The 17,566-nt window shown below is 62.3% G+C and carries 19 protein-coding genes and 1 riboswitch; of the genes, 5 read left to right on the forward strand and 14 right to left on the reverse strand.

Going from position 1 to position 17,566, the window contains the following annotated elements:
- Window positions 1–20: 20 nt before the first annotated feature.
- Window positions 21–503, reverse strand: coding sequence for a transcriptional regulator NrdR (nrdR, locus tag BM341_RS03805; protein WP_089793073.1), 483 nt, complete (start codon window positions 501–503; stop codon window positions 21–23).
- Between the two features lie 175 nt (window positions 504–678).
- Between nrdR and BM341_RS03810 the strand changes: the two genes are divergently transcribed.
- Window positions 679–2,457: a sugar phosphorylase gene (locus tag BM341_RS03810; protein WP_425431972.1), complete on the forward strand. Its 1,779-nt coding sequence runs from the start codon at window positions 679–681 to the stop codon at window positions 2,455–2,457.
- Here BM341_RS03810 and BM341_RS03815 read toward each other — a convergent pair.
- Entirely contained in the window at window positions 2,451–2,915 is a 465-nt protein-coding gene (locus tag BM341_RS03815; protein WP_089793075.1) for a copper chaperone PCu(A)C, read from the reverse strand. The genes BM341_RS03810 and BM341_RS03815 overlap by 7 nt on opposite strands.
- A 201-nt stretch (window positions 2,916–3,116) precedes the next feature.
- Between BM341_RS03815 and dsbG the strand changes: the two genes are divergently transcribed.
- The gene (gene dsbG / locus BM341_RS03820) at window positions 3,117–3,908 is read left to right on the forward strand and encodes a thiol:disulfide interchange protein DsbG (RefSeq protein ID WP_089793077.1); all 792 of its coding nucleotides are present in this window, start codon (window positions 3,117–3,119) and stop codon (window positions 3,906–3,908) included.
- Between the two features lie 115 nt (window positions 3,909–4,023).
- Here dsbG and BM341_RS03825 read toward each other — a convergent pair whose 3' ends face one another.
- The 10 genes from BM341_RS03825 to BM341_RS03870 all read right to left on the reverse strand — a co-directional run bounded on the left by BM341_RS03825 (window position 4,024) and on the right by BM341_RS03870 (window position 12,255).
- Window positions 4,024–5,058 carry a c-type cytochrome gene (locus tag BM341_RS03825; protein WP_175507788.1) on the reverse strand — a complete coding sequence of 345 codons (1,035 nt, stop codon included), beginning with the start codon at window positions 5,056–5,058 and terminating at the stop codon, window positions 4,024–4,026.
- On the reverse strand, window positions 5,055–5,726 hold the full coding sequence (locus tag BM341_RS03830) for a c-type cytochrome (protein ID WP_245784147.1): 672 nt from the start codon (window positions 5,724–5,726) through the stop codon (window positions 5,055–5,057). Before BM341_RS03830 ends, BM341_RS03825 begins: the two co-directional genes overlap by 4 nt.
- A gap of 167 nt (window positions 5,727–5,893) precedes the next feature.
- On the reverse strand, window positions 5,894–6,322 hold the full coding sequence (locus tag BM341_RS03835; RefSeq protein WP_175507789.1) for a DUF6691 family protein: 429 nt from the start codon (window positions 6,320–6,322) through the stop codon (window positions 5,894–5,896).
- Entirely contained in the window at window positions 6,319–6,792 is a 474-nt protein-coding gene (locus BM341_RS03840) for a YeeE/YedE family protein (RefSeq protein ID WP_089793081.1), read from the reverse strand. Before BM341_RS03840 ends, BM341_RS03835 begins: the two co-directional genes overlap by 4 nt.
- A gap of 25 nt (window positions 6,793–6,817) precedes the next feature.
- Entirely contained in the window at window positions 6,818–8,626 is a 1,809-nt protein-coding gene (locus BM341_RS03845; protein WP_089793082.1) for a SulP family inorganic anion transporter, read from the reverse strand.
- 3 nt (window positions 8,627–8,629) lie between these two features.
- A complete protein-coding gene (locus BM341_RS03850) occupies window positions 8,630–9,064 on the reverse strand; it encodes a protein tyrosine phosphatase family protein (RefSeq protein ID WP_089793084.1) in 435 nt (144 codons plus the stop codon).
- 42 nt (window positions 9,065–9,106) lie between these two features.
- Window positions 9,107–9,988, reverse strand: coding sequence for an MBL fold metallo-hydrolase (locus BM341_RS03855; RefSeq protein ID WP_089793086.1), 882 nt, complete (start codon window positions 9,986–9,988; stop codon window positions 9,107–9,109).
- A gap of 183 nt (window positions 9,989–10,171) precedes the next feature.
- The gene (locus BM341_RS03860; protein WP_089793088.1) at window positions 10,172–11,083 is read right to left on the reverse strand and encodes an MBL fold metallo-hydrolase; all 912 of its coding nucleotides are present in this window, start codon (window positions 11,081–11,083) and stop codon (window positions 10,172–10,174) included.
- Between the two features lie 29 nt (window positions 11,084–11,112).
- Window positions 11,113–11,592 (reverse strand): DsrE family protein, encoded by a 480-nt coding sequence (locus BM341_RS03865; RefSeq protein WP_245784148.1) that lies wholly within the window; start codon window positions 11,590–11,592, stop codon window positions 11,113–11,115.
- Between the two features lie 72 nt (window positions 11,593–11,664).
- Window positions 11,665–12,255 (reverse strand): rhodanese-like domain-containing protein, encoded by a 591-nt coding sequence (locus BM341_RS03870; protein ID WP_089793090.1) that lies wholly within the window; start codon window positions 12,253–12,255, stop codon window positions 11,665–11,667.
- Between the two features lie 205 nt (window positions 12,256–12,460).
- A riboswitch (TPP riboswitch) is annotated at window positions 12,461–12,605 on the forward strand.
- 74 nt (window positions 12,606–12,679) lie between these two features.
- Here BM341_RS03870 and tenA point away from each other — a divergent pair.
- Window positions 12,680–13,348, forward strand: a complete 669-nt coding sequence (tenA, locus tag BM341_RS03875; RefSeq protein WP_089793092.1) for a thiaminase II — start codon at window positions 12,680–12,682, stop codon at window positions 13,346–13,348.
- A gap of 39 nt (window positions 13,349–13,387) precedes the next feature.
- Here the strand turns inward: tenA and BM341_RS03880 are convergent, their stop codons facing one another.
- Both BM341_RS03880 and BM341_RS03885 read right to left on the reverse strand, forming a co-directional pair.
- Window positions 13,388–14,608, reverse strand: a complete 1,221-nt coding sequence (locus BM341_RS03880) for a glycosyltransferase family protein (RefSeq protein WP_089793093.1) — start codon at window positions 14,606–14,608, stop codon at window positions 13,388–13,390.
- The gene (locus BM341_RS03885) at window positions 14,601–15,482 is read right to left on the reverse strand and encodes an HAD-IIB family hydrolase (RefSeq protein WP_089793095.1); all 882 of its coding nucleotides are present in this window, start codon (window positions 15,480–15,482) and stop codon (window positions 14,601–14,603) included. The genes BM341_RS03880 and BM341_RS03885 overlap by 8 nt, the downstream gene beginning before the upstream one ends.
- Before the next feature lie 305 nt (window positions 15,483–15,787).
- Between BM341_RS03885 and BM341_RS03890 the strand changes: the two genes are divergently transcribed.
- Together BM341_RS03890 and BM341_RS03895 are read left to right on the forward strand one after the other, a co-directional pair.
- On the forward strand, window positions 15,788–16,864 hold the full coding sequence (locus BM341_RS03890) for a glycosyltransferase (protein ID WP_089793097.1): 1,077 nt from the start codon (window positions 15,788–15,790) through the stop codon (window positions 16,862–16,864).
- Window positions 16,861–17,562, forward strand: coding sequence for an RIO1 family regulatory kinase/ATPase domain-containing protein (locus BM341_RS03895; protein WP_089793099.1), 702 nt, complete (start codon window positions 16,861–16,863; stop codon window positions 17,560–17,562). The genes BM341_RS03890 and BM341_RS03895 overlap by 4 nt, the downstream gene beginning before the upstream one ends.
- The last annotated feature ends 4 nt before the right edge of the window (window positions 17,563–17,566 follow it).

A 17,566-nucleotide genomic window follows, 5' to 3' on the forward strand; every position in this document is an offset into this window, starting at 1 on the left:
TCTTTCGCGAGCGTTAGCGCTCAGCTGTTAGGCGTGTCGTGCGGGGCGCCCGGCTCTTGAGATAGCCGGTCGATCTCGGCGCGAAACTCGTCGATATCCTGAAAGCGGCGATACACCGAGGCAAAGCGAATGAAGGCAATCTGGTCGAGGCGCTTGAGCGCGCTCATGACTTCCTCGCCGATGATCCGGGCGTTGATCTCCCGCTCGCCGCGAGCACGCAACGTCTGGCGAATCCGCTCCACCGCCGCCTCGATGGCTTCGGCGCTGACCGGACGCTTTTCAAGGGCACGCAACATGCCGGCACGCAGCTTGGCCTCATTGAAGTCCTCTCGTGTCCCATCGCCCTTGATGACTCGCGGCATCACCAGCTCGGCCGTCTCGTAGGTGGTAAAGCGTTCGCCGCACGCCACGCATTGACGGCGGCGGCGCACCTGATCGCCCTCGGCGACCAGGCGCGAGTCGGTCACCTTGGTGTCATGGGTTCCGCAGAAGGGACAATGCATCGAAGGATTCCAGGTCGTCAGGGAAATAACGTTGCCATAGTGTAACGTTTCCCCTTGTATACGCCCAGCCGATGCCGGATGGGAAGCGCCCCAAACTGGCCAAGCTGGCACATACTATGCAGGGAATGCTGTTAAACAATGCGTGCTTTCCCAGGCAACCGACCGGAAATTCTTCATGTCCACGATGCCCACCCTGCCCCGCCATCTCGATCACGCTGAATTCGTCAACCGGGCCCGCGCGCGCCTGACCCTCCTTTATGGCCAACGCGACGAGGAAGTACTGGAGCGCCTTCTCGCGCTGGTGGCGCACCAGGGCAGTGCACTACTCGCCAGACGGCCGGACAGCCCGCGACCCTTGTGGAGCGAGCGAGACCAATGGCTGATCACTTACGGCGACGGCCTGCTCGACGGCGACCGCCCGCCCCTCGAGGCCTTGGCTAATTTTCTCGACAACCGCCTGCCAGGAACCTTCAGCGGCGTGCATATCCTGCCGTTCTTTCCCTGGAGCAGCGACGACGGATTCGCGGTGATCGATTACCGCGAGGTTGAACCGTCACTCGGCGACTGGTCGCATATCCGCCAGCTGGCCGAGCGTGGCGACCTGGCGTTCGATCTGGTGCTTAACCACGTCTCGCGCGAGTCGCTATGGTTCGTCGATTACCTGAGCAACAGCCCACCGGGACGCGACTTCTTCATCGAAATGGACCCGGCCACCGACCTCTCGGCGGTGGTGCGCCCGCGCAACAGTCCGCTGCTGGTGCCGGTGGCCACCCGGCGTGGTACCCGGCATCTCTGGGCCACCTTCTCCGACGATCAGATCGATCTTGACTTTGCCAATCCCGACGTACTGCTGGAATTCATCGACATCCTGCTTTTCTATCTTCAGCAGGGCGCGCGCATCATCCGCCTGGACGCCATCGCCTATCTCTGGAAGCAAATCGGCACCAGCTGTGTTCACCTGCCCCAGACCCATGAGGTCGTGCGCCTGATGCGTACCGTCGTCGACTATCTAGCGCCGGGCACTCTGCTGCTGACCGAGACCAACGTCCCCCACCTCGAGAACATCAGCTACTTTGGCTTGGAACATCTTTCCGGCCCTGACGATGCCCCGGACGAGGCGCACCTGGTCTACCAATTCCCGCTACCGCCGCTGCTGCTGCATACCCTCACCAGCGGCGAGGCCGGGACACTCGCGACCTGGCTCGCAAGCCTGCCCGAGCTGCCGCCGGGTTGCAGTTACCTCAACTTCACCGCCAGCCACGACGGCATCGGCGTGCGTCCGCTGGAAGGCAGGTTGCCTACTCACGAGATCGAGGCGCTAACGGAACTGATGCATCGCTTCGGCGGCTTTGTGAGCATGCGCGCCAACCCCGGGGGCGAGGACACGCCCTACGAGATCAACATCACCTGGTTCGATGCCATGAAAGGCACACGGCGCGGCGCCGACCCCTGGCAGGTCGAGCGTTTTTTGTGCAGCCAGAACCTGATGATGGCGCTGCAAGGCATCCCCGCGCTGTATCTCCACTCGCTGACGGCCTCGCTCAGCGATCACGAAGGTGTGGAGCGCAGCGGACGGCTGCGCTCGCTCAACCGCCGCCGCTGGCAGCGCGAGGAGCTCGACGAGTTGCTCGACAGCCGCAACACGCCGACTCGGGAAGTCTTCATGGCCCTCAAGCGCCGCCTGGCGGTGCGCCGCAACGAGCCCTGCTTTCACCCGGACGCGCCTCAGCGCGTGATCACTTCGCCACCGGAATTATTGGTACTGGAACGAGGCCCACTGCCCAATGGACGTCGGCTGCTGGCGATCCACAACGTCACCGACCGGCGCCAGCCGCTGGCCCTGCCCGAGCTCGACGCACGATGCTGGTATGACCTGCTGGAGAGGGCCACGGTGAAACGGATCGACAGCCTCGCGCCCTACCGCAGCCTGTGGTTGGTCAGCGAGGATCAGTGAGCCTTGTCGTGCGACGCCTGAGGTCTGGTCTGCACCGGCTGTACGGGAGCGTCGAAAGACAGCGTCTCGCCATTGGCGAATTCCAGCGTGATGTTCACCCTCTCGCCTTCCATCAGGGGTTGCGTCAGGTTGATCAGCATCAAGTGCAGGCCGCCGGGGGCAAGCTCGGTGCTACCACCGGCGGGAATGCCCACCTGGGACACGCGGCGCATCTGCATTACGCCATCTACATGCTGATGCTCGTGCAATTCAAGCACCTCGGCCGCCGGCGAGGACGCCGCGACGATCTCGGTGTCCTCATCCCCGGCATTATGCAGCACCATGAAGGCCGCCGAGGTCGTCGACACCGGGGGCACCGCGCGCACCTGGGTATCTTCCACCGTGACCGACTGGGCCATCGCCACGTGACTGGCCAGCGCGAGCATCAACGCTGTCAGGGTGGGCAGGAATAACCGCATATCGTTGTCTCCTCAGTACATGTCAGCCGACTGTTATACCGCACTATCGTCGCGATGTGCTGGTGGATGCGACGTTTCGTCTCCGGCAGCGCCTCTCCCGCCGAGGCCGCCATCACGATGGTCAGGGTCGTGACAGGACCCGCTTCATGGCAGAATCTGACGCGCTTCATTGTCAGGAAACTTCATCGTCAGGAAATTGCCATGCCCTTGTCTGTCCGTTTTTCCCTACCGTCTCCCGTTGCCGTTGCCGTTGCCGTTGCCCTGGCCCTGGCTTGCGCCTTGGCGTTGCCGGCGTCGGCCGATGATCACTGGCCGGCCCCGGTCAAGGCGCTCACCGCCCAGGGGCTGACCATTCATGCCGAGTTCGAGGCGCCCGCCGGGCTGACCGGCTACGCCGCCAGCTACGAGGGTGGCGAGGTTGCCATCTACCTGACCGCCGATGGTCAGCACGCAGTGGTAGGTACCCTGGTGGACGCGGAGGGCACGGATCTCTCCAATGCCGCATTGGACGAGCATATCCGCGCCGCCCAGGACGCCGCCGCCTGGGAAGAGGTCGAGAAAGGGGCGTGGATTCGCGATGGCGACAGCCAGGCGCCACGTGTGATCTACACCTTTTCAGATCCCAACTGCCCCTTCTGCCGCGAATTATGGGAAGCGACCCGCCCCTGGGTCGACGCCGGCGAGGTGCAGATTCGTCATGTGATGGTGGGCATTCTCGCCCAGGACAGCCCCGCCAAGGCCGCCGCCTTGCTGGGTGCCGAGGACCCGGTCGCAGCACTTGACGCGCACTACGCTGGGCGCGTGGAAATCGAGGCCTCCGCCCAGCCCCGCGACATCGAAGAGCAGGTCTACGCTAACAATCAGCTGTTCGAATCGCTGGGGCTGATCGCCACACCGTCGACCTTTTATCGTGACGGCGAGCGCACCCAGAGGGTGGAAGGCATGCCGAGCGAGGAGCGCCTGATCGACATGATGGGCGGCGAAGCCCCCTGAAGCCTTTCCTACCCTGCTCTCCGAACCCTGCTATCCGAACCCCGCTACCCGAAACACGAACTTCCCACCGGCTTGGCCAGGCGGGAGGTTCGCGATGCCGCGAAGGCAGCGGGAGTTACTTCTCTTTTAGATCCTCGAAGCGCGACTGGCCGACGTTCCAAGGCGTGACCTCGTCGCCCTTCTCGCCCCAGTTGGCGTGGTCGCCCAGCACGTGGCTGTCATGCTCGCGCACCTGACCGTAGCTGGAGTTCTTGTGGAAGGTGGGCCCGAACTTCTCCAGGGTCTCTTCCACGTCGCCGGTATAGCGCGGGTCCTGCGGGCGCTCCTGCCGGGTCATGTAGTAGGCAATGTCCCACGCCTGCTGGTCGGAGAGTGAGAGCGGCTGGCCCAGCGGCATGTTGTTCTTGATGAATCCGGCCGCGGTCTCGGTCCGCACGATGCCTGCGCCCCAATTATTGGAACCGTCACCCCAAGGCGCCGGAAAAACGTACTCGCCATCTTGGTAAAGGCCAGAACCGTCCTCGCTGTGGCAGATCGCGCACTGCGCCTGGTAGAGCTCCTCGCCACGCTGGTAGCTCAGCTTTTCGGGACGCTCCGGTGCCGGAAAGCCGCGGCCATAGATCGGCTGGTCGGGATACATCGGCGCGCCCTTGGCCAACCACTGGTGGTAGGCCGACAGCGCCAGCATGTCGTCACTGCCGTACTCGGGCGGCACGCCGTTCATGGAATAGGCGAAGCAGCCGGCGATGCGCTCCTCCAGGTTGTTGACGTGGTCGTTCTTGCCGCGATAGCTGGGCAGAGTGACCGCCGCCGGCCAGATTGGCGCGCTGAACGGTTGGCGCCCCTCGCCGAGATGACAGCTGGAGCAGTTCATCTCGTTGAAGACGTTCTCGCCGCGCAGCTGCTGGGTGTTGGTGAAGAGGTCGTAGCCGCGACGGATGACCTCCTTGGTTTCCGGATGCAAGTCGGCTTTCTCGAGATCCGCCATGGTCGGCGGAATGTGGACAAGCTCGCCCTCTTGGGGGGCCGGGTAACCAAGTTCCACCAGCGTCGCAACCGTCGACGGCATAGGCTCGGCAAGGGTGGCCAGGCTCATCCCGGCGGTCAGGGCTGCACTGGCCAGGGCCAAGGGTATCTTGTGAGCGGTCATTGGCTTTCCCCCTGCTCGGGCGCCACGGACTGGTTGGCCAGCCAGGCGGAAACGGCGCGTATGTCGTCATCGCCCATGCGCTTGGCGATGGCACCCATGAGGTTCTGCGGGTCGTTATCACGCTCGCCTGCCTGCCAGGCATGCAGCTGGCTCTTGATGTAACCGGCGTGCTGGCTGGCGATACCCGGAAAGGTGTCGCCAGCGCCCTCGTTGCGCGGACCGTGACAACTCTTGCAGGAGACGATGTACTCATCCCAGTCGCCGCGCAGGGCGAGCTGCTCGCCGCGGGCCAGCAGCGCCTCGTCGGCATCGCCGCCGCCCTGGGCCGCGGTCACCGGCATCTCGCTGTAGTAGGCGGCCACGTCGGCAATCTGCTGATCATCGAGCATGTTGGCGAAGGGTTGCATGCTGGCGTTATGACGACGGTCTGCCTTGAAGTCGTGGAGCTGCTTGGCGATGTAGCCGGCGTCCAGACCGGCCAGACGGGGCCAGGATTCGCCGCCGGGCACGTTCATGCCGCTGCCGTCGGCCTGGTGGCAAGCCACGCAGGTCCCCGCGGCCGTCTCGCCACGCTCGACGTCGCCGTTCTGGGCCTCGGCCTTGCCGTCGACCAGACCGAGGCCCAGCAGCAGGCCGAGCCCACCGGCGATGTACTTGCTGGTCATCATGGTTGCCCCTCTATGTTGTTATCGACCCTTGCGCGGTCAGCTCTACGGCTCGCCTGGACCAGGAAGCCCAGGTGGGCTTTCCGCTCGCTTACATCCTGAAGGACAGCTCTCTCCAAGCGACGTAAACTCTTATCGTTATAGCCTATCGTCGCGGAAAAACCCGATTATCAGGCGCTGGTGGGCACCGCTCTCGCCAGGAACCAGCCAGCGACCATCGCCACCAGCAGGGCGGCCAATGGAAGCGTTAATCCGGCGATGGAAGCGACGGCCGGCCCGGGGCAGTAGCCGGACAGCCCCCAACCGATGCCGAACAGCGCGGCGCCGCCGATCAGGCGGCCGTCCAGGTCTCGTCGGGTCGGCAGTTGGAAAGCCTCGCCATAGAGCGGGCTGGGACGACGCAGCACCAGCCGGTAGCCGATGAAGTTGGTCACCACCGCACCGCCGAGCACAAACATCAGGGTCGGGTCCCAGGCGCCGGCGACATCCAGAAAGCCCAGCACTCGAGCGGGGTCGGTCATGCCGGAGATGCCCAGACCCAGGCCGAAGATCAGCCCGGCGACATAGCCCATCACTGGTTTCAACGTCGATGTCTTCATGCGCCACCTCCGATGATGTGCCGAACCACGTAGACGGTGATCATTGCCGCCGCCAGAAAGGTCAGGGTCGCTACCAAGGAGCGCGGCGACAGTCGAGCCAGACCGCACACGCCATGCCCACTGGTACAGCCACTGCCGAGTCCGGTACCGACGCCGACCAGCAGGCCGGCGACGAGCATCAGCATTACCCCGCCTGCGGGCTCACCGATGACCTGGCCCGTCACGTCGACCGCGCCGCCGGCAACGTTGCCCAGCCCGCCGCCGGAGAGCATCAGCACGATGGGGCCGCTGATCAGGCCAAGCACGAAGGTGAGGCGCCAGGCGCTGTCGCCCTTGGGACGGGCGGTGATCAGGGTTCCAATGATGCCGCTGATACCGGCGATTCGGCCCAGGGTCGCCATCAGCCAAGTGGCGGACAGGCCGATCAGCACGCCGCCGACCAGCCCATGCAGGGTTGCGCTCAAATCCACGTTTGTTTCTCCTTAAGTGAGTCCTTCAGCGCATCCGCGGATGCGGTTGTGGGAGGTCGTTGATGGGGTCGGGGCGCGTCCCGAGCCGCTGCATCTCGGCGCAGCGCCGCGACAAGCTACCGTCGCTGTGGCCGCGAAGCTCCTGCCAGGCGTCGAAGGTGCTCAGGAACACCTTGCCGGTCATCTCGTGGCAGAAATCGGTGTGCTGCAGGCGATCCATCACCGGTCCCTTGACCTCAGCCAGGTGCAGCATCACACCGGCGTCCTTCAGGCGGGCATTGATCGCCTCCAGGCTCTCCAGCGCCGAGGCATCGATAACGTTGACTGCCTGGCAGGCCAGCACCAGCTGCTCGAGGCTGGGCTGGCGGGTGGCAATATCCATCACGGTGTCCTCGAGGAAGCGGGCATTGGCAAAGTAGAGGCTCTCGTCCACCCGCAGGATGGCCAGGCGCTCGTCGGTCTCGACGGTGTGGCGCTCGACATTACGAAAATGCTCGGTGCCCGGCACCCGTCCGACCAAGGCGCTGTGGGGCCGGCTGGTGCGATAGAGGTGCAGCGCCAGCGACAGCCCCACGCCGACCATGATGCCGACTTCCACACCCTGCAGCAGGGTCATGGCAATGGTCGCCAGCATGGCCGCCACATCGCTTCGCGAGTAGCTCCAGGTCCGTTTCACCGCCCCAAGGTCAACCAGGGAGAGCACCGCGACGATGATGGTAGCCGCCAGGGTGGCGATCGGCAGGTAGGCGATCAGCGGGGTCAGCAGCAGCGCCGCCACGGCGATGCCCACGGCAGTAAAGGCCCCCGCCGCCGGCGTCTCGGCGCCGGCATCGAAATTCACCACCGAACGCGCAAAACCACCGGTCACCGGCATGCCGCCGGTCAGCGAGGAAGCGATGTTCGAGGTGCCAAGCCCCACCAGTTCCTGGTCGGGGTCGATGCGCTGGCGGCGCTTGGCGGCAAGCGTCTGACCCACCGACACCGATTCGACGAAGCCGACGATGCTGATCAGCAGGGCCGCCACGAACAGCTCCCGCCACAGCCCCATGTCCAGCCCCGGCAGCGTCAATGGCGGCAGGCCAGCCGGCACCTCGCCGACCACGGCCACACCGTACTGGTCCAGTCCCAGCGCCCAAGTGGCGAGCGTGGTCGCCGCCACGGCGAGAATCGGTGCCGCCTTGGTCAACATGTCCGCCGGACGCGCCGAGACCCCCGCACGGAGCAACCCCGGCTTCAGCCAGCGTCGTGCGGCATACAGAAAAGCCAATACCGACAGGCCGATCACCAGGGTCGGAAGGTTCACGTCGCTCAAGTGACGCATCATGCTGGCCAGAAGCTGGGGCAGGTGTTGGCCGCTGGCCTCGACGCCCAGCAGGTGCTTGGCCTGCCCAGCGGCAATGATCAGGCCGGAGGCGGTGATGAAGCCGGAGATCACCGGGTGGCTCAGGAAGTTGGCCAGAAAGCCCAACCGCGCCACGCCCATCACGGTCAGGATCAGCCCCGACATCAGCGTCAGCACCAGCGCCGCACCGAGATACTCGGGGCCGCCCTGGGAAGCCACTTGCCCGACCGCCGCGGCGGTCATCAACGAGACCACCGCCACCGGCCCGACCGCCAGGGTGCGGCTGGTGCCGAACACTGCATAGACAACCAGCGGCGCGATACTTGCGTAGAGCCCCACTTCTGGCGGCAGGCCGGCCAGCATGGCATAGGCCAACGACTGCGGGATCAGCATGATGGTGACGATCACCGCGGCCAGCAAATCGCTGGAAAGGGTCCCGCGGTCGTAATGCGGCAGCCATTGCAGGATCGGCAGGTAGCGCTTCGGGTTCATCGCTCAGCGCTGTCCGGCAGCGGCTTCCAACTGCGGGCGCCGCTCCTCCAGGTCATGGCCGGCGGCGTGGGCGGCAGACAGCAGTGCCGGAATATCGCAGCTCGCCTGCTGGCTGCGCGCATGGGCCCAGAGATGGACTGCACGCTTGCCGGTGCGGCAGAAGGCCAGGATCGGTGTGGGCAACGCATCAATCGCGCGGCCGAAGGCTTCAATATCCGCCTCGCCATACTCACCCGGAGCGACCGGGATAGCGCGCCATTGCAGACCAAGCTCGGCGGCCCGAGCACTCAACGCACGGTCGTCGGGATGATCCTTGGCCTCACCGGGGCGACGGTTGCAGATCACCGAGCGGAAGCCGCGGCGGGCGACTTCGTCGAGATCGGTAGGCGAAACGGCACTGGTGATGGCGAAGCCAGGTTCGAGTTCGTGAATTTGCATGTTGCTTCCTCTGCAGGTGAGCGTTGAACAGGGTAGGCCGGGTCAGAACGTATTGATCGGCACCTTGAGATAGACCTGGCCGTTGTCCTCGGCCGGTGGCAGGTGGCCGGCGCGCATGTTGACCTGCACCGACGGCAGGATCAGCTTGGGCATGCCCAGGGTCGCATCGCGCTCGGTGCGCATCGTCACGAACTCGTCCTCGCTGATGCCCTCATGCACGTGCACGTTGTGTTCGCGCTGTTCGGCCACGCTGGTCTCGTGCAGGTACTCCTCTCGATCCGGCGCCTTGTAGTCGTGGCACAGGAACAAGCGCGTCTCGCTCGGCAGCGCCAGCACCTTCTGTATCGAACGGTAAAGAGTACGCGCGTCGCCACCGGGAAAATCGCAGCGCGCCGTGCCGTAGTCCGGCATGAACAGGGTATCGCCGACGAAGGCGGCATCACCGATCACATAGGTCAGGCAGGCGGGGGTATGGCCCGGGGTGTGCAGCACCCGCCCTTCCAGTTTACCGATGGTGAAGGTATCGCCCTCCTCGAAGAGGCGATCGAACTGGCTGCCGTCACGGGCAAACTCGGTGCCGGCATTGAAGGCCTTGCCGAAGATTTCCTGCACCTCGATGATCCTGGCGCCAATGCCAGTCTTGCCGCCCAGCGAGTCGTGCAGATAGGGCGCGGCGGACAAGTGGTCGGCGTGCACATGGGTCTCGAGGATCCATTCCACCGTCAGCCCCTCAGCCTTGACGAAAGCGATGATCTCATCGGCGGAGCGCACGTCGGTACGCCCGGCGGCGTAGTCGAAATCGAGCACCGAGTCGATGATCGCACAAGCCTTGCTGTCGGGATCCTGCACCACGTAACTGAAGGTGTTGGTGGGCTCGTCGAAGAAATGGGTGACTATTGGCTTGGCTACCTTTGCGCTGGACATAAAAATTGTCTCCGTGAGTGTTGCTGGTTCACGCTATGACATGGCGCAGCCGAAAAAGTTCTAACGATATATTTTTTTCGACTACCAAGACCTACTACCAAGACTTAGGGAGCCGAAACCTTCACTATTGGCATTGGCTCGACCAGACCCTGAATGTCTCGGTCACGCCATGGCGCGGGTACCTCAGTCCCAGGCGGCATCTTCCAGCGCATCCAGGGGGATCTTCAGGTAGCGCCGACCGTTGTCCTCGGGCTCAGGTAACTGGCCACCCCGGATATTTACCTGCAACGAGTGCAGGATCAGCTTGGGCATCGGCAACTCGCTGTCCCGCTGGTCGCGCATGGCCACGTAGTCCGCCTCGGAGACGCCGCCGGCCAGATGCTTGTTGGTCTCACGCTGCTCGCGAACCGTGCTCTCCCACTCGGGCTCGCGACCGTCCGGCATGTAGTCGTGCCCCGTGAAAACCCGCGTCTCGTCGGGCAGCGCCAGGATCGCCTGGATGGAATCCCACAACTGACGGGCATCACCGCCAGGGAAATCGGCCCGGGCGGTCCCGAAGTCCGGTTGGAAGAGCGTGTCATGGACAAAGGCGGTATCGCCGACCACATAGGTGATCGAGGCCAGGGTGTGGCCCGGCGAGAACATCACCTCGACCTCGAGTTCACCCAGCTTGAAGGTGTCACCCTTGACGAACAGGCGGTCCCACTGGGAGCCATCCGCCGGGAAGTCGGGCCAGTGATAAAGCTCCTTCCAAAGCGCCTGCACCTCGACCACCTTCTCGCCTATGGCTGTCGGCGCGCCGGTCTTCTCCTTCAAATACTGCGCCGCAGAGAAGTGATCGGCATGGGGGTGGGTATCAAGGATCCACTGTACCTTGAGCCCTTGGTCCGCCACGTAGGCGAGCAGCTCATCGGCGTGATGGGTCGCGGTGGCGCCCGTCTTCTCGTCGAAGTCGTAGACCGGGTCGATGATCGCGCACTTGCGGGTGGCCGGGTCGCTGACCACGTATTGGACGCTGAAGGTGCGTGGGTCAAAGAAGCCGGCCACGTCGGGGCTACCGGGGCCGGTGCTGCGAGAAAGCGCAAAGGTCTTCATGACATTATCCTTTGGTTCTCTTCAGATGCTCAAAAACTGTAAACAGGGATGGACGGATCGCGCATCATTTCCGCCATTGGCCCCGGGGCGGCCACGCCGACGCCCTCGCGAAGGCTCTCCTCGCCCAGGTCGCTGTTAGGCAGGTAGATCGCGCAGACATCCACCTGGGCTCCCTTCTCCATCAGCATGCCCAGGATGCCTTCCGGCTTGACCTGGCCCGCGGGGTTGCTGGGAGGGGTATTGATCGCTTCGGCACTTTCGTATCCCTCGACAGCCAAGTGTCCGGCAGCGTCGCAGAGCAGGATGTGCAGGTCGGTGCCCTGCTGCTGCATGGCGTTGGAGAGGATCATGGCCATGCCTTGGGTTTGCAGCGAATCGCTGGTGAGGATCACCAGAGCCCGGTCTTCCCGTTCATCGCCTCCGTGGTTGTCAGCCAATGCGAGGCCAGAGAAACCAATGGTGGAAGTGGCGGCTGCCAGTGCCAGAGTCAGGATTGTCTTGAGTATCATGCGGTCACCTCATTGGGTTTGGTCAATGTCTCTGGCCCCACCAGAAAAGGCGGAGAACCAGATTTCTGGATATCAGCCGGCGGGGCGCCAGGCGACGTCGGGGTTTATCTCGTAGCCCCATGGCAAGCCCGAATTGCGCCAGCCATCCACAGCCCTTACGCCTTGCGAATCACCCTCATCGAGCTTTCCCCCCTCAAAGCCGTCGGTCATGGAGTAGACGTTGCTATATCCCATTTCGGTGATCACATCGGCAGCAGGGGCACTGCGGGTGGCGCCGGAACGACACATGACGATGATCGGGTCGTCCTCGGCTACGCCCAGCGCTTCAATCTCGGTCCTCACCTGTGCTTCGAAGTCGGAATTCTTGACCATGGGCCAAGTCTTCGCCTCCTCATCGAAGTTATCGCGGTCGGCCAGCACCCAGGGCACATGGATATCGGTGGGCTCGGCGAAGCCGGTGAACTTGATCTCGATGGGATCGCGCACGTCGATCAAGACGGCCCGATCGTTCTTCTGCATGAGTTCATGTGCCTCCGTGGCCGTGACATATAGGCCCAGCTTTGTCTCCCGGTACGCCTCGACTTCTTCGGCAAGGGCCGGTGCGGCTGCCAACATCATTGAAAGCGCCAGCAAGGAAAATGATGGTATCAAGGACTTTTTCATAACTTTTTCCTATAACGTAATAACTTTACTCCCGATATGATAATCCTAGCCGCCTTGCCGTGCCATGACACGCGGCAAGTGGTCGCAGTTTGATCCAGATCAAGCCATTTTGCGGAGATGGATCGCAGGGTGGCGCAGAGTGGCAAGTCGTCGGCAGAGTGTGGCGTAGAGTGGCAAGTTATTGGCAGGCTGTTAGACTGACGGGGTTCGCTTGACGGGGTGCCGGTGAATCCGGCTGAGATGGCGCAGGCTGGCTTCAGGGTCAGCACCAGCGCTGGTCCCGTGGAACCTGATCCGGCTAATTCCCGATAGGGAGGGTACCGGCGTAGGGATTCAGGCGTTGGGCCGTCTTGTCGCCATAGCCGGCTCTCCTCCCTTCCTTATGCTTGCCCGCGCTCCGGATCGTCACTTTCGGAGGAACAAGATGGGCTATCGCTTCGACGACCTCACCACCGCCTGCCGGGACGACTGGCGTGCCTATATCGAGCACGACTTCGTGCGCGGGCTTGGTGCCGGCACCCTGGACCGTGGCGCCTTTCGCCACTACCTGCAGCAGGATTACCTGTTCCTGATTCACTTCGCTCGGGCCTTTGCCCTGGCCGCCTACAAGAGCCGTAGTCTGGCGGATCTGCGCCATGCCCATGAAGGGCTCAAGGCGATTCTCGATGTGGAACTCGACCTTCACGTGGGCTACTGCCGTGACTGGGGGATCAGCGAAGACGATCTGGCCCGGTTGCCCGAGGCGCGAGCCACCCTGGCCTATACCCGCTATGTGCTGGACACCGGCAACCGCGGCGACCTGCTCGACCTTCACGTGGCGCTGGCGCCTTGCCTGGTCGGCTACGGCGAGATTGCCAACTGGCTTAGTGCCCAGTCATTCACGCAACGCGGCGAGGCCAACCCTTTCGAGGCCTGGATCGCCATGTACGAGAGCGATGACTTTCAGGGCGCCATGCGCGCCGAACTCGACTGGCTCGACGCGCGACTGGCCGACGTCACGCCGGCACGCTTCAATGAGCTCGCAACGATCTTTCGTGATGCCACGCGCCTTGAGATCGATTTCTGGCAGATGGGGCTCGACCAGCGCCTCTGAGGCGCCCTGGCCAACCCCCCTTCGCCTTTTTTTGGCCGGCTATCCCCCGCTGGTGTTGTCCTGCTCCACGGCATCAAACATGCGCGCCGGCAGGTCGGGAATCGCCGCCTTGACCCGGCTCCAGCTGGGAATAAAGGGGCGCTCGCTGGGGTTATCCAGAAAGGTATTGCCCGCCTCGAGCAGGTTGGCGGCGAACAGCTCCACCGCACGCTCCTCGCCGTGCCGGTCCAGGCTCAGGCCGTTCATCACGGCGTCGTGGTCATAGGCTTCGATCAGATCCAGTGCCAGCCGGTAATAAGTGGCCTTCAGGGTACGAAACCCTTCGGCGCTGAAGGTCACGCCCTGGGTGGCCAGCTTGCGATAGAGCGCCTTGGCGATGTCCAGGCTCATGCGGTTCAGCCCGCCCGAGGGATCATTTTCCGAGACCGGTTGATGCTTATGATCGTAGGCATCGGCCAGATCCACCTGGCAGAGCTGCTTGGTGGAATAGTTGCGATGCACCTCGGAGAGCACGCCGATTTCCAGGCCCCAGTCGGCGGGGATGCGAATGCCGTCGAGCACCTCGGTGCGCATGGAAAACTCGCCGGAGAGCGCGTAGCGATAGCTGTCCAGATACTCCAGGTAGGGCAAGGGGCCGTACATGAGCTTGAGTGCCCGCAGCAGCGGCGTGACCATCAGCCGCGACACCCTTCCGTTAAGCCGCCCTTCCGCGATGCGCGGGTAATAGCCCTTGCAGAATTCGTAATTGAGATGCGGGTGTGCCACCGGGTAGAAGAGTCGCGCCAGCATGCCGCGCTCATAGGTGAGAATGTCGCAATCATGCAGTGCTACCACGGTGGCGCGTCCGGAAGCCTGCACGTAGCCACCGCAGTACCAGACATTGCGCCCCTTGCCCGGCTGCTGGGGCGCCAGGCCGCGCTCATCGAGCTCGGCATCCAACGCCCGCAGGCGCGGGCCGTCGTTCCACAGCAGGCGGTGATGCTGGGGCAGCCTAGCAAAGAACGCCCGGGCATACCCGAACTGCTCGCGATCGGCAGCGTCCAGCCCGATCACCACCTCATTGAGATACGGCACCTGGGCGATTTCGTCGACGATATTTGACAGCGCCGGGCCTTCCAGCTCGGAAAACAGCGAAGGCAGGATGAGGCTCATCGGCCGGCGCGCGGAAAATGTCACCAGTTCCGCTTCGAGCTCCTCGACAGGCCGCCGGGTCAGGTTATGGAAGTCGGTGATGATGCCATTCTGGTGGAAATCACTCATGAGCATCCCTCCCCTCGGTCGCCAACGGCCCCCACCAGTGATCGAGCCCCTCGGCCCAACCGGCAGGACCGCTCGCCTTGCTGCGATAGAGCGCTGGCTGGTCGGGTGATACCTCAAGATCATGACCCCCACGGATCAATACTGCCTGGTCGACTCGCTCGAGCATCGCGACATCGTTGGGGCCGTCGCCCAGCGCCAGGGTCAAGGGATGATGCCCGCGGAGTGATTCGAAGCGCTCGATCAGCCAGCCGACCGCACTGCCCTTGTCGCACTCCCCCGTGACATGCCAGAAGCGCCCTCCTTGCACTATACGCAGGCCATCCCCGCGCAGGCCTTCGCGCAAACGCACCAGCATGGCGTCCTCGTCCTCCCAGATCAGCGGTTCGCTGCCCTCGCGTAACCGCGCCAGCCGCGCCTCGGGTTCCGTCAGGCCGGTCAGCTCCATTACCTGTTCCAGTGTCATCTCGCTCATTGTGGAGAACGAGGCATCCAGACGCTCCCGCCATACCGAAAGACGCTGGCGGATCAAGCCGATATCCACACCAAGCGTACGTATTACCAGCCCATCAGACCCGGCATCGCGGTCGAGCCGCGCGTGGCACCAGGCATGAGGCAGCCCCACGATGGCGCCGTTCTCGGCAATGAACGGCGTCTGCTGCAGTTCCATGGCCTGGCGCAGCGGTATCAGCTCGCTGCGTGTCTTGCTGGTCACCGGAATTACCGGCACCCCACAGGCACTCAAGCGCTCCAGCCAGCCCTTGGCCGGCGTCCAGTCGTAGCTGTGATGATCGAGCAGGGAGCCGTCCAGGTCGGAGAAGACCAGGCGTGGTCGGCAGGCGGAATCAGGAGAGAGCGGATCACGTGAGAGCGGCATCGGCAGGGTCCAGGTAGGAAGCTCGACAGATGGCTTGCAGCTAACGTGCCAAAAGCAGGAGTGGGTAGGTACGCTCACCCGATATCACACCGCCTCAACGTAGCAGAGGGTAAGAGCCACGGCGATGTCATAATGATTCTCGAGGATCGAAGCATCAGGTTCAGTCAAAGACCTGCCTGCAGCCAAGGCTAAACGTCGAACGGTCCACCTATCCGTGCACCAAACAGGCCTAATGTTCCGCTGCCCATGCCCAACTGGTAAGCTACACGACTGCTTAAACTGACATGACACCGGCTCGAGGCCATATGCCCGACGTAAAACGCTTTGCCTTTGTGGTTTCCGATCTATATGGCGGTGGTGCGCAGCGAGTCCTGCTCAACGCGGCTGAAGGCCTGCGGCAGCGCGGACACCAAATTTGCGTATATCTTTTAAGAGATAAGATAGAGCATCGAATTCCCTCCGGCCTCGAAGTCGTCAACTTGGCCGTGGTGAACAGGATTACGAAAGCGCTGGCAAACCCGTTACTAGAAAAGTGGCAGGCGCACACCATTAAGAGAGCCTTGGAAGCCTTTCGTCCCGATATCACTATTTGTTGTTCTTGCGACAAAATAACCCGTCACATCAAAGGGCTAAACCTCTATCTATGGGTACACTCCAATAGTGTCGAAGGTTTACCGAACCGTGAACAGCAGAAAAAATTAATATATAAGTTACAACGCCTCTATCAAGGAAAAAAACTGATCGTTGTTTCGAAGGGCATAAAGCACGCTCTCGTTACCCAAGCCGGTTTGACAGCTGAAAGCATCAAAGTTATCTATAACCCCTTTGACCAAGATTGCCTAAAAGAAGGTGCCACAGAAGAAACGTTACCCCGCCATCTTCCCAAGGAATATTTTATCCATGTAGGCACCTTCGAAATACGCAAAAGGCACGATCGTTTACTGCGTGCCTATCGTGAGAGCGGCTCGCAAACACCTCTAGTCATCATGGGTAAGGGTTCCGCAGCCGAAACCCAAGCCATTGGCGACTGCATCAAGGATCTAGGGTTGGAAGATAAAGTCATCGTGATGGGTTACCAGGCCAATCCTTATCCGCTGATAGCCAGTGCCAAGGCATTGCTTCTCACCTCGGACAGAGAAGGCCTACCCACGGTCTTGATCGAAGCATTGCTGCTTCACACACCGGTAATCAGCGTCGACTGCCCCAGCGGCCCCAGCGAGATCTTGACACATGAGTTAGTCGACTATCTCATTCCTCCAGAAAACGAAAAGGGCCTGGCCAACGCGATCAAACGCATGGACCAGGCCCCGGTGATTGTCATGGAACGCCACTACAAACAGTTTCTTAAAGAAACCGTACTCCCCCAGTTCGAGGCGCTGTGAAACTGCTTGACATTCCCTTCGATGACCGCCGTCGGTGTTATCTGGTCTTCCGCCCCAATGGACTACCGGATCAGCTGGAATTGACGAGCACCTCTACGACCAAAGCCTTCGAGGCAGTGGGCAGCAGCCGATTTTATCTCTCCCGAGACCAGCGCTTTCTGGCCAAAGTGGTACAGGACAAATTCTCCAAGCGGCGCGCTCCGGTCAAATGGTTATTGCGTGACTATCTGGAAAAGCGTTGGCTATTCCAATCGGACGCCCACAAGGAGTACCAGAGCCTGCAGATTCTGCGCAGAGCGGGCTTGAAAACACCAGATTGCTACGGGTGGGGTGTGTCGTTCAACCCCAGCAATCACAACGGTTCGCTGTTATTGATGGAATGCCTACAAGACGCACGGCCTGGGGGCGAAGTCTTTGACAGCTTGGATGAAAGCGGTCGAATGGTGCTCCTAGAGTACTTCTGCGAGGAAGTCATGCAACTCGCCCGTGCCGGCTACGTACACCGTGACTTGCACTACAACAACCTGTTGCTCGATCGGAATAAGAACATCGTCTGGATTGACGCTCATGTGCGTCCCCTACCCCGTGATCAAGCCTCACAATGGCCGATGCTTATCGGCTCTTTAACTGAACAGAAGTTAAGGGGAGAAGTCTATCGACAATATATGGAGAAGCGTCTACATGATGCTTGGCTCTGAATTC

The organism is Halomonas korlensis, from assembly GCF_900116705.1.
GTDB lineage: Bacteria > Pseudomonadota > Gammaproteobacteria > Pseudomonadales > Halomonadaceae > Halomonas > Halomonas korlensis.

Excerpts from the sequence above, each read along its gene's own strand:
- BM341_RS03850 (WP_089793084.1), bottom strand. The coding sequence starts at position 9,064 with ATGCAAATTCACGAACTCGAACCTGGCTTCGCCATCACCAGTGCCGTT.
- BM341_RS03855 (WP_089793086.1), bottom strand. The coding sequence starts at position 9,988 with ATGTCCAGCGCAAAGGTAGCCAAGCCAATAGTCACCCATTTCTTCGAC.
- dsbG (WP_089793077.1), top strand. The coding sequence starts at position 3,117 with ATGCCCTTGTCTGTCCGTTTTTCCCTACCGTCTCCCGTTGCCGTTGCC.
- BM341_RS03845 (WP_089793082.1), bottom strand. The coding sequence starts at position 8,626 with ATGAACCCGAAGCGCTACCTGCCGATCCTGCAATGGCTGCCGCATTAC.
- BM341_RS03865 (WP_245784148.1), bottom strand. The coding sequence starts at position 11,592 with ATGATACTCAAGACAATCCTGACTCTGGCACTGGCAGCCGCCACTTCC.
- BM341_RS03825 (WP_175507788.1), bottom strand. The coding sequence starts at position 5,058 with ATGACCGCTCACAAGATACCCTTGGCCCTGGCCAGTGCAGCCCTGACC.
- BM341_RS03860 (WP_089793088.1), bottom strand. The coding sequence starts at position 11,083 with ATGAAGACCTTTGCGCTTTCTCGCAGCACCGGCCCCGGTAGCCCCGAC.
- BM341_RS03835 (WP_175507789.1), bottom strand. The coding sequence starts at position 6,322 with ATGAAGACATCGACGTTGAAACCAGTGATGGGCTATGTCGCCGGGCTG.
- BM341_RS03870 (WP_089793090.1), bottom strand. The coding sequence starts at position 12,255 with ATGAAAAAGTCCTTGATACCATCATTTTCCTTGCTGGCGCTTTCAATG.
- BM341_RS03885 (WP_089793095.1), bottom strand. The coding sequence starts at position 15,482 with ATGCCGCTCTCACGTGATCCGCTCTCTCCTGATTCCGCCTGCCGACCA.
- BM341_RS03815 (WP_089793075.1), bottom strand. The coding sequence starts at position 2,915 with ATGCGGTTATTCCTGCCCACCCTGACAGCGTTGATGCTCGCGCTGGCC.
- tenA (WP_089793092.1), top strand. The coding sequence starts at position 12,680 with ATGGGCTATCGCTTCGACGACCTCACCACCGCCTGCCGGGACGACTGG.
- nrdR (WP_089793073.1), bottom strand. The coding sequence starts at position 503 with ATGCATTGTCCCTTCTGCGGAACCCATGACACCAAGGTGACCGACTCG.
- BM341_RS03880 (WP_089793093.1), bottom strand. The coding sequence starts at position 14,608 with ATGAGTGATTTCCACCAGAATGGCATCATCACCGACTTCCATAACCTG.
- BM341_RS03890 (WP_089793097.1), top strand. The coding sequence starts at position 15,788 with ATGCCCGACGTAAAACGCTTTGCCTTTGTGGTTTCCGATCTATATGGC.
- BM341_RS03830 (WP_245784147.1), bottom strand. The coding sequence starts at position 5,726 with ATGATGACCAGCAAGTACATCGCCGGTGGGCTCGGCCTGCTGCTGGGC.
- BM341_RS03810 (WP_425431972.1), top strand. The coding sequence starts at position 679 with ATGTCCACGATGCCCACCCTGCCCCGCCATCTCGATCACGCTGAATTC.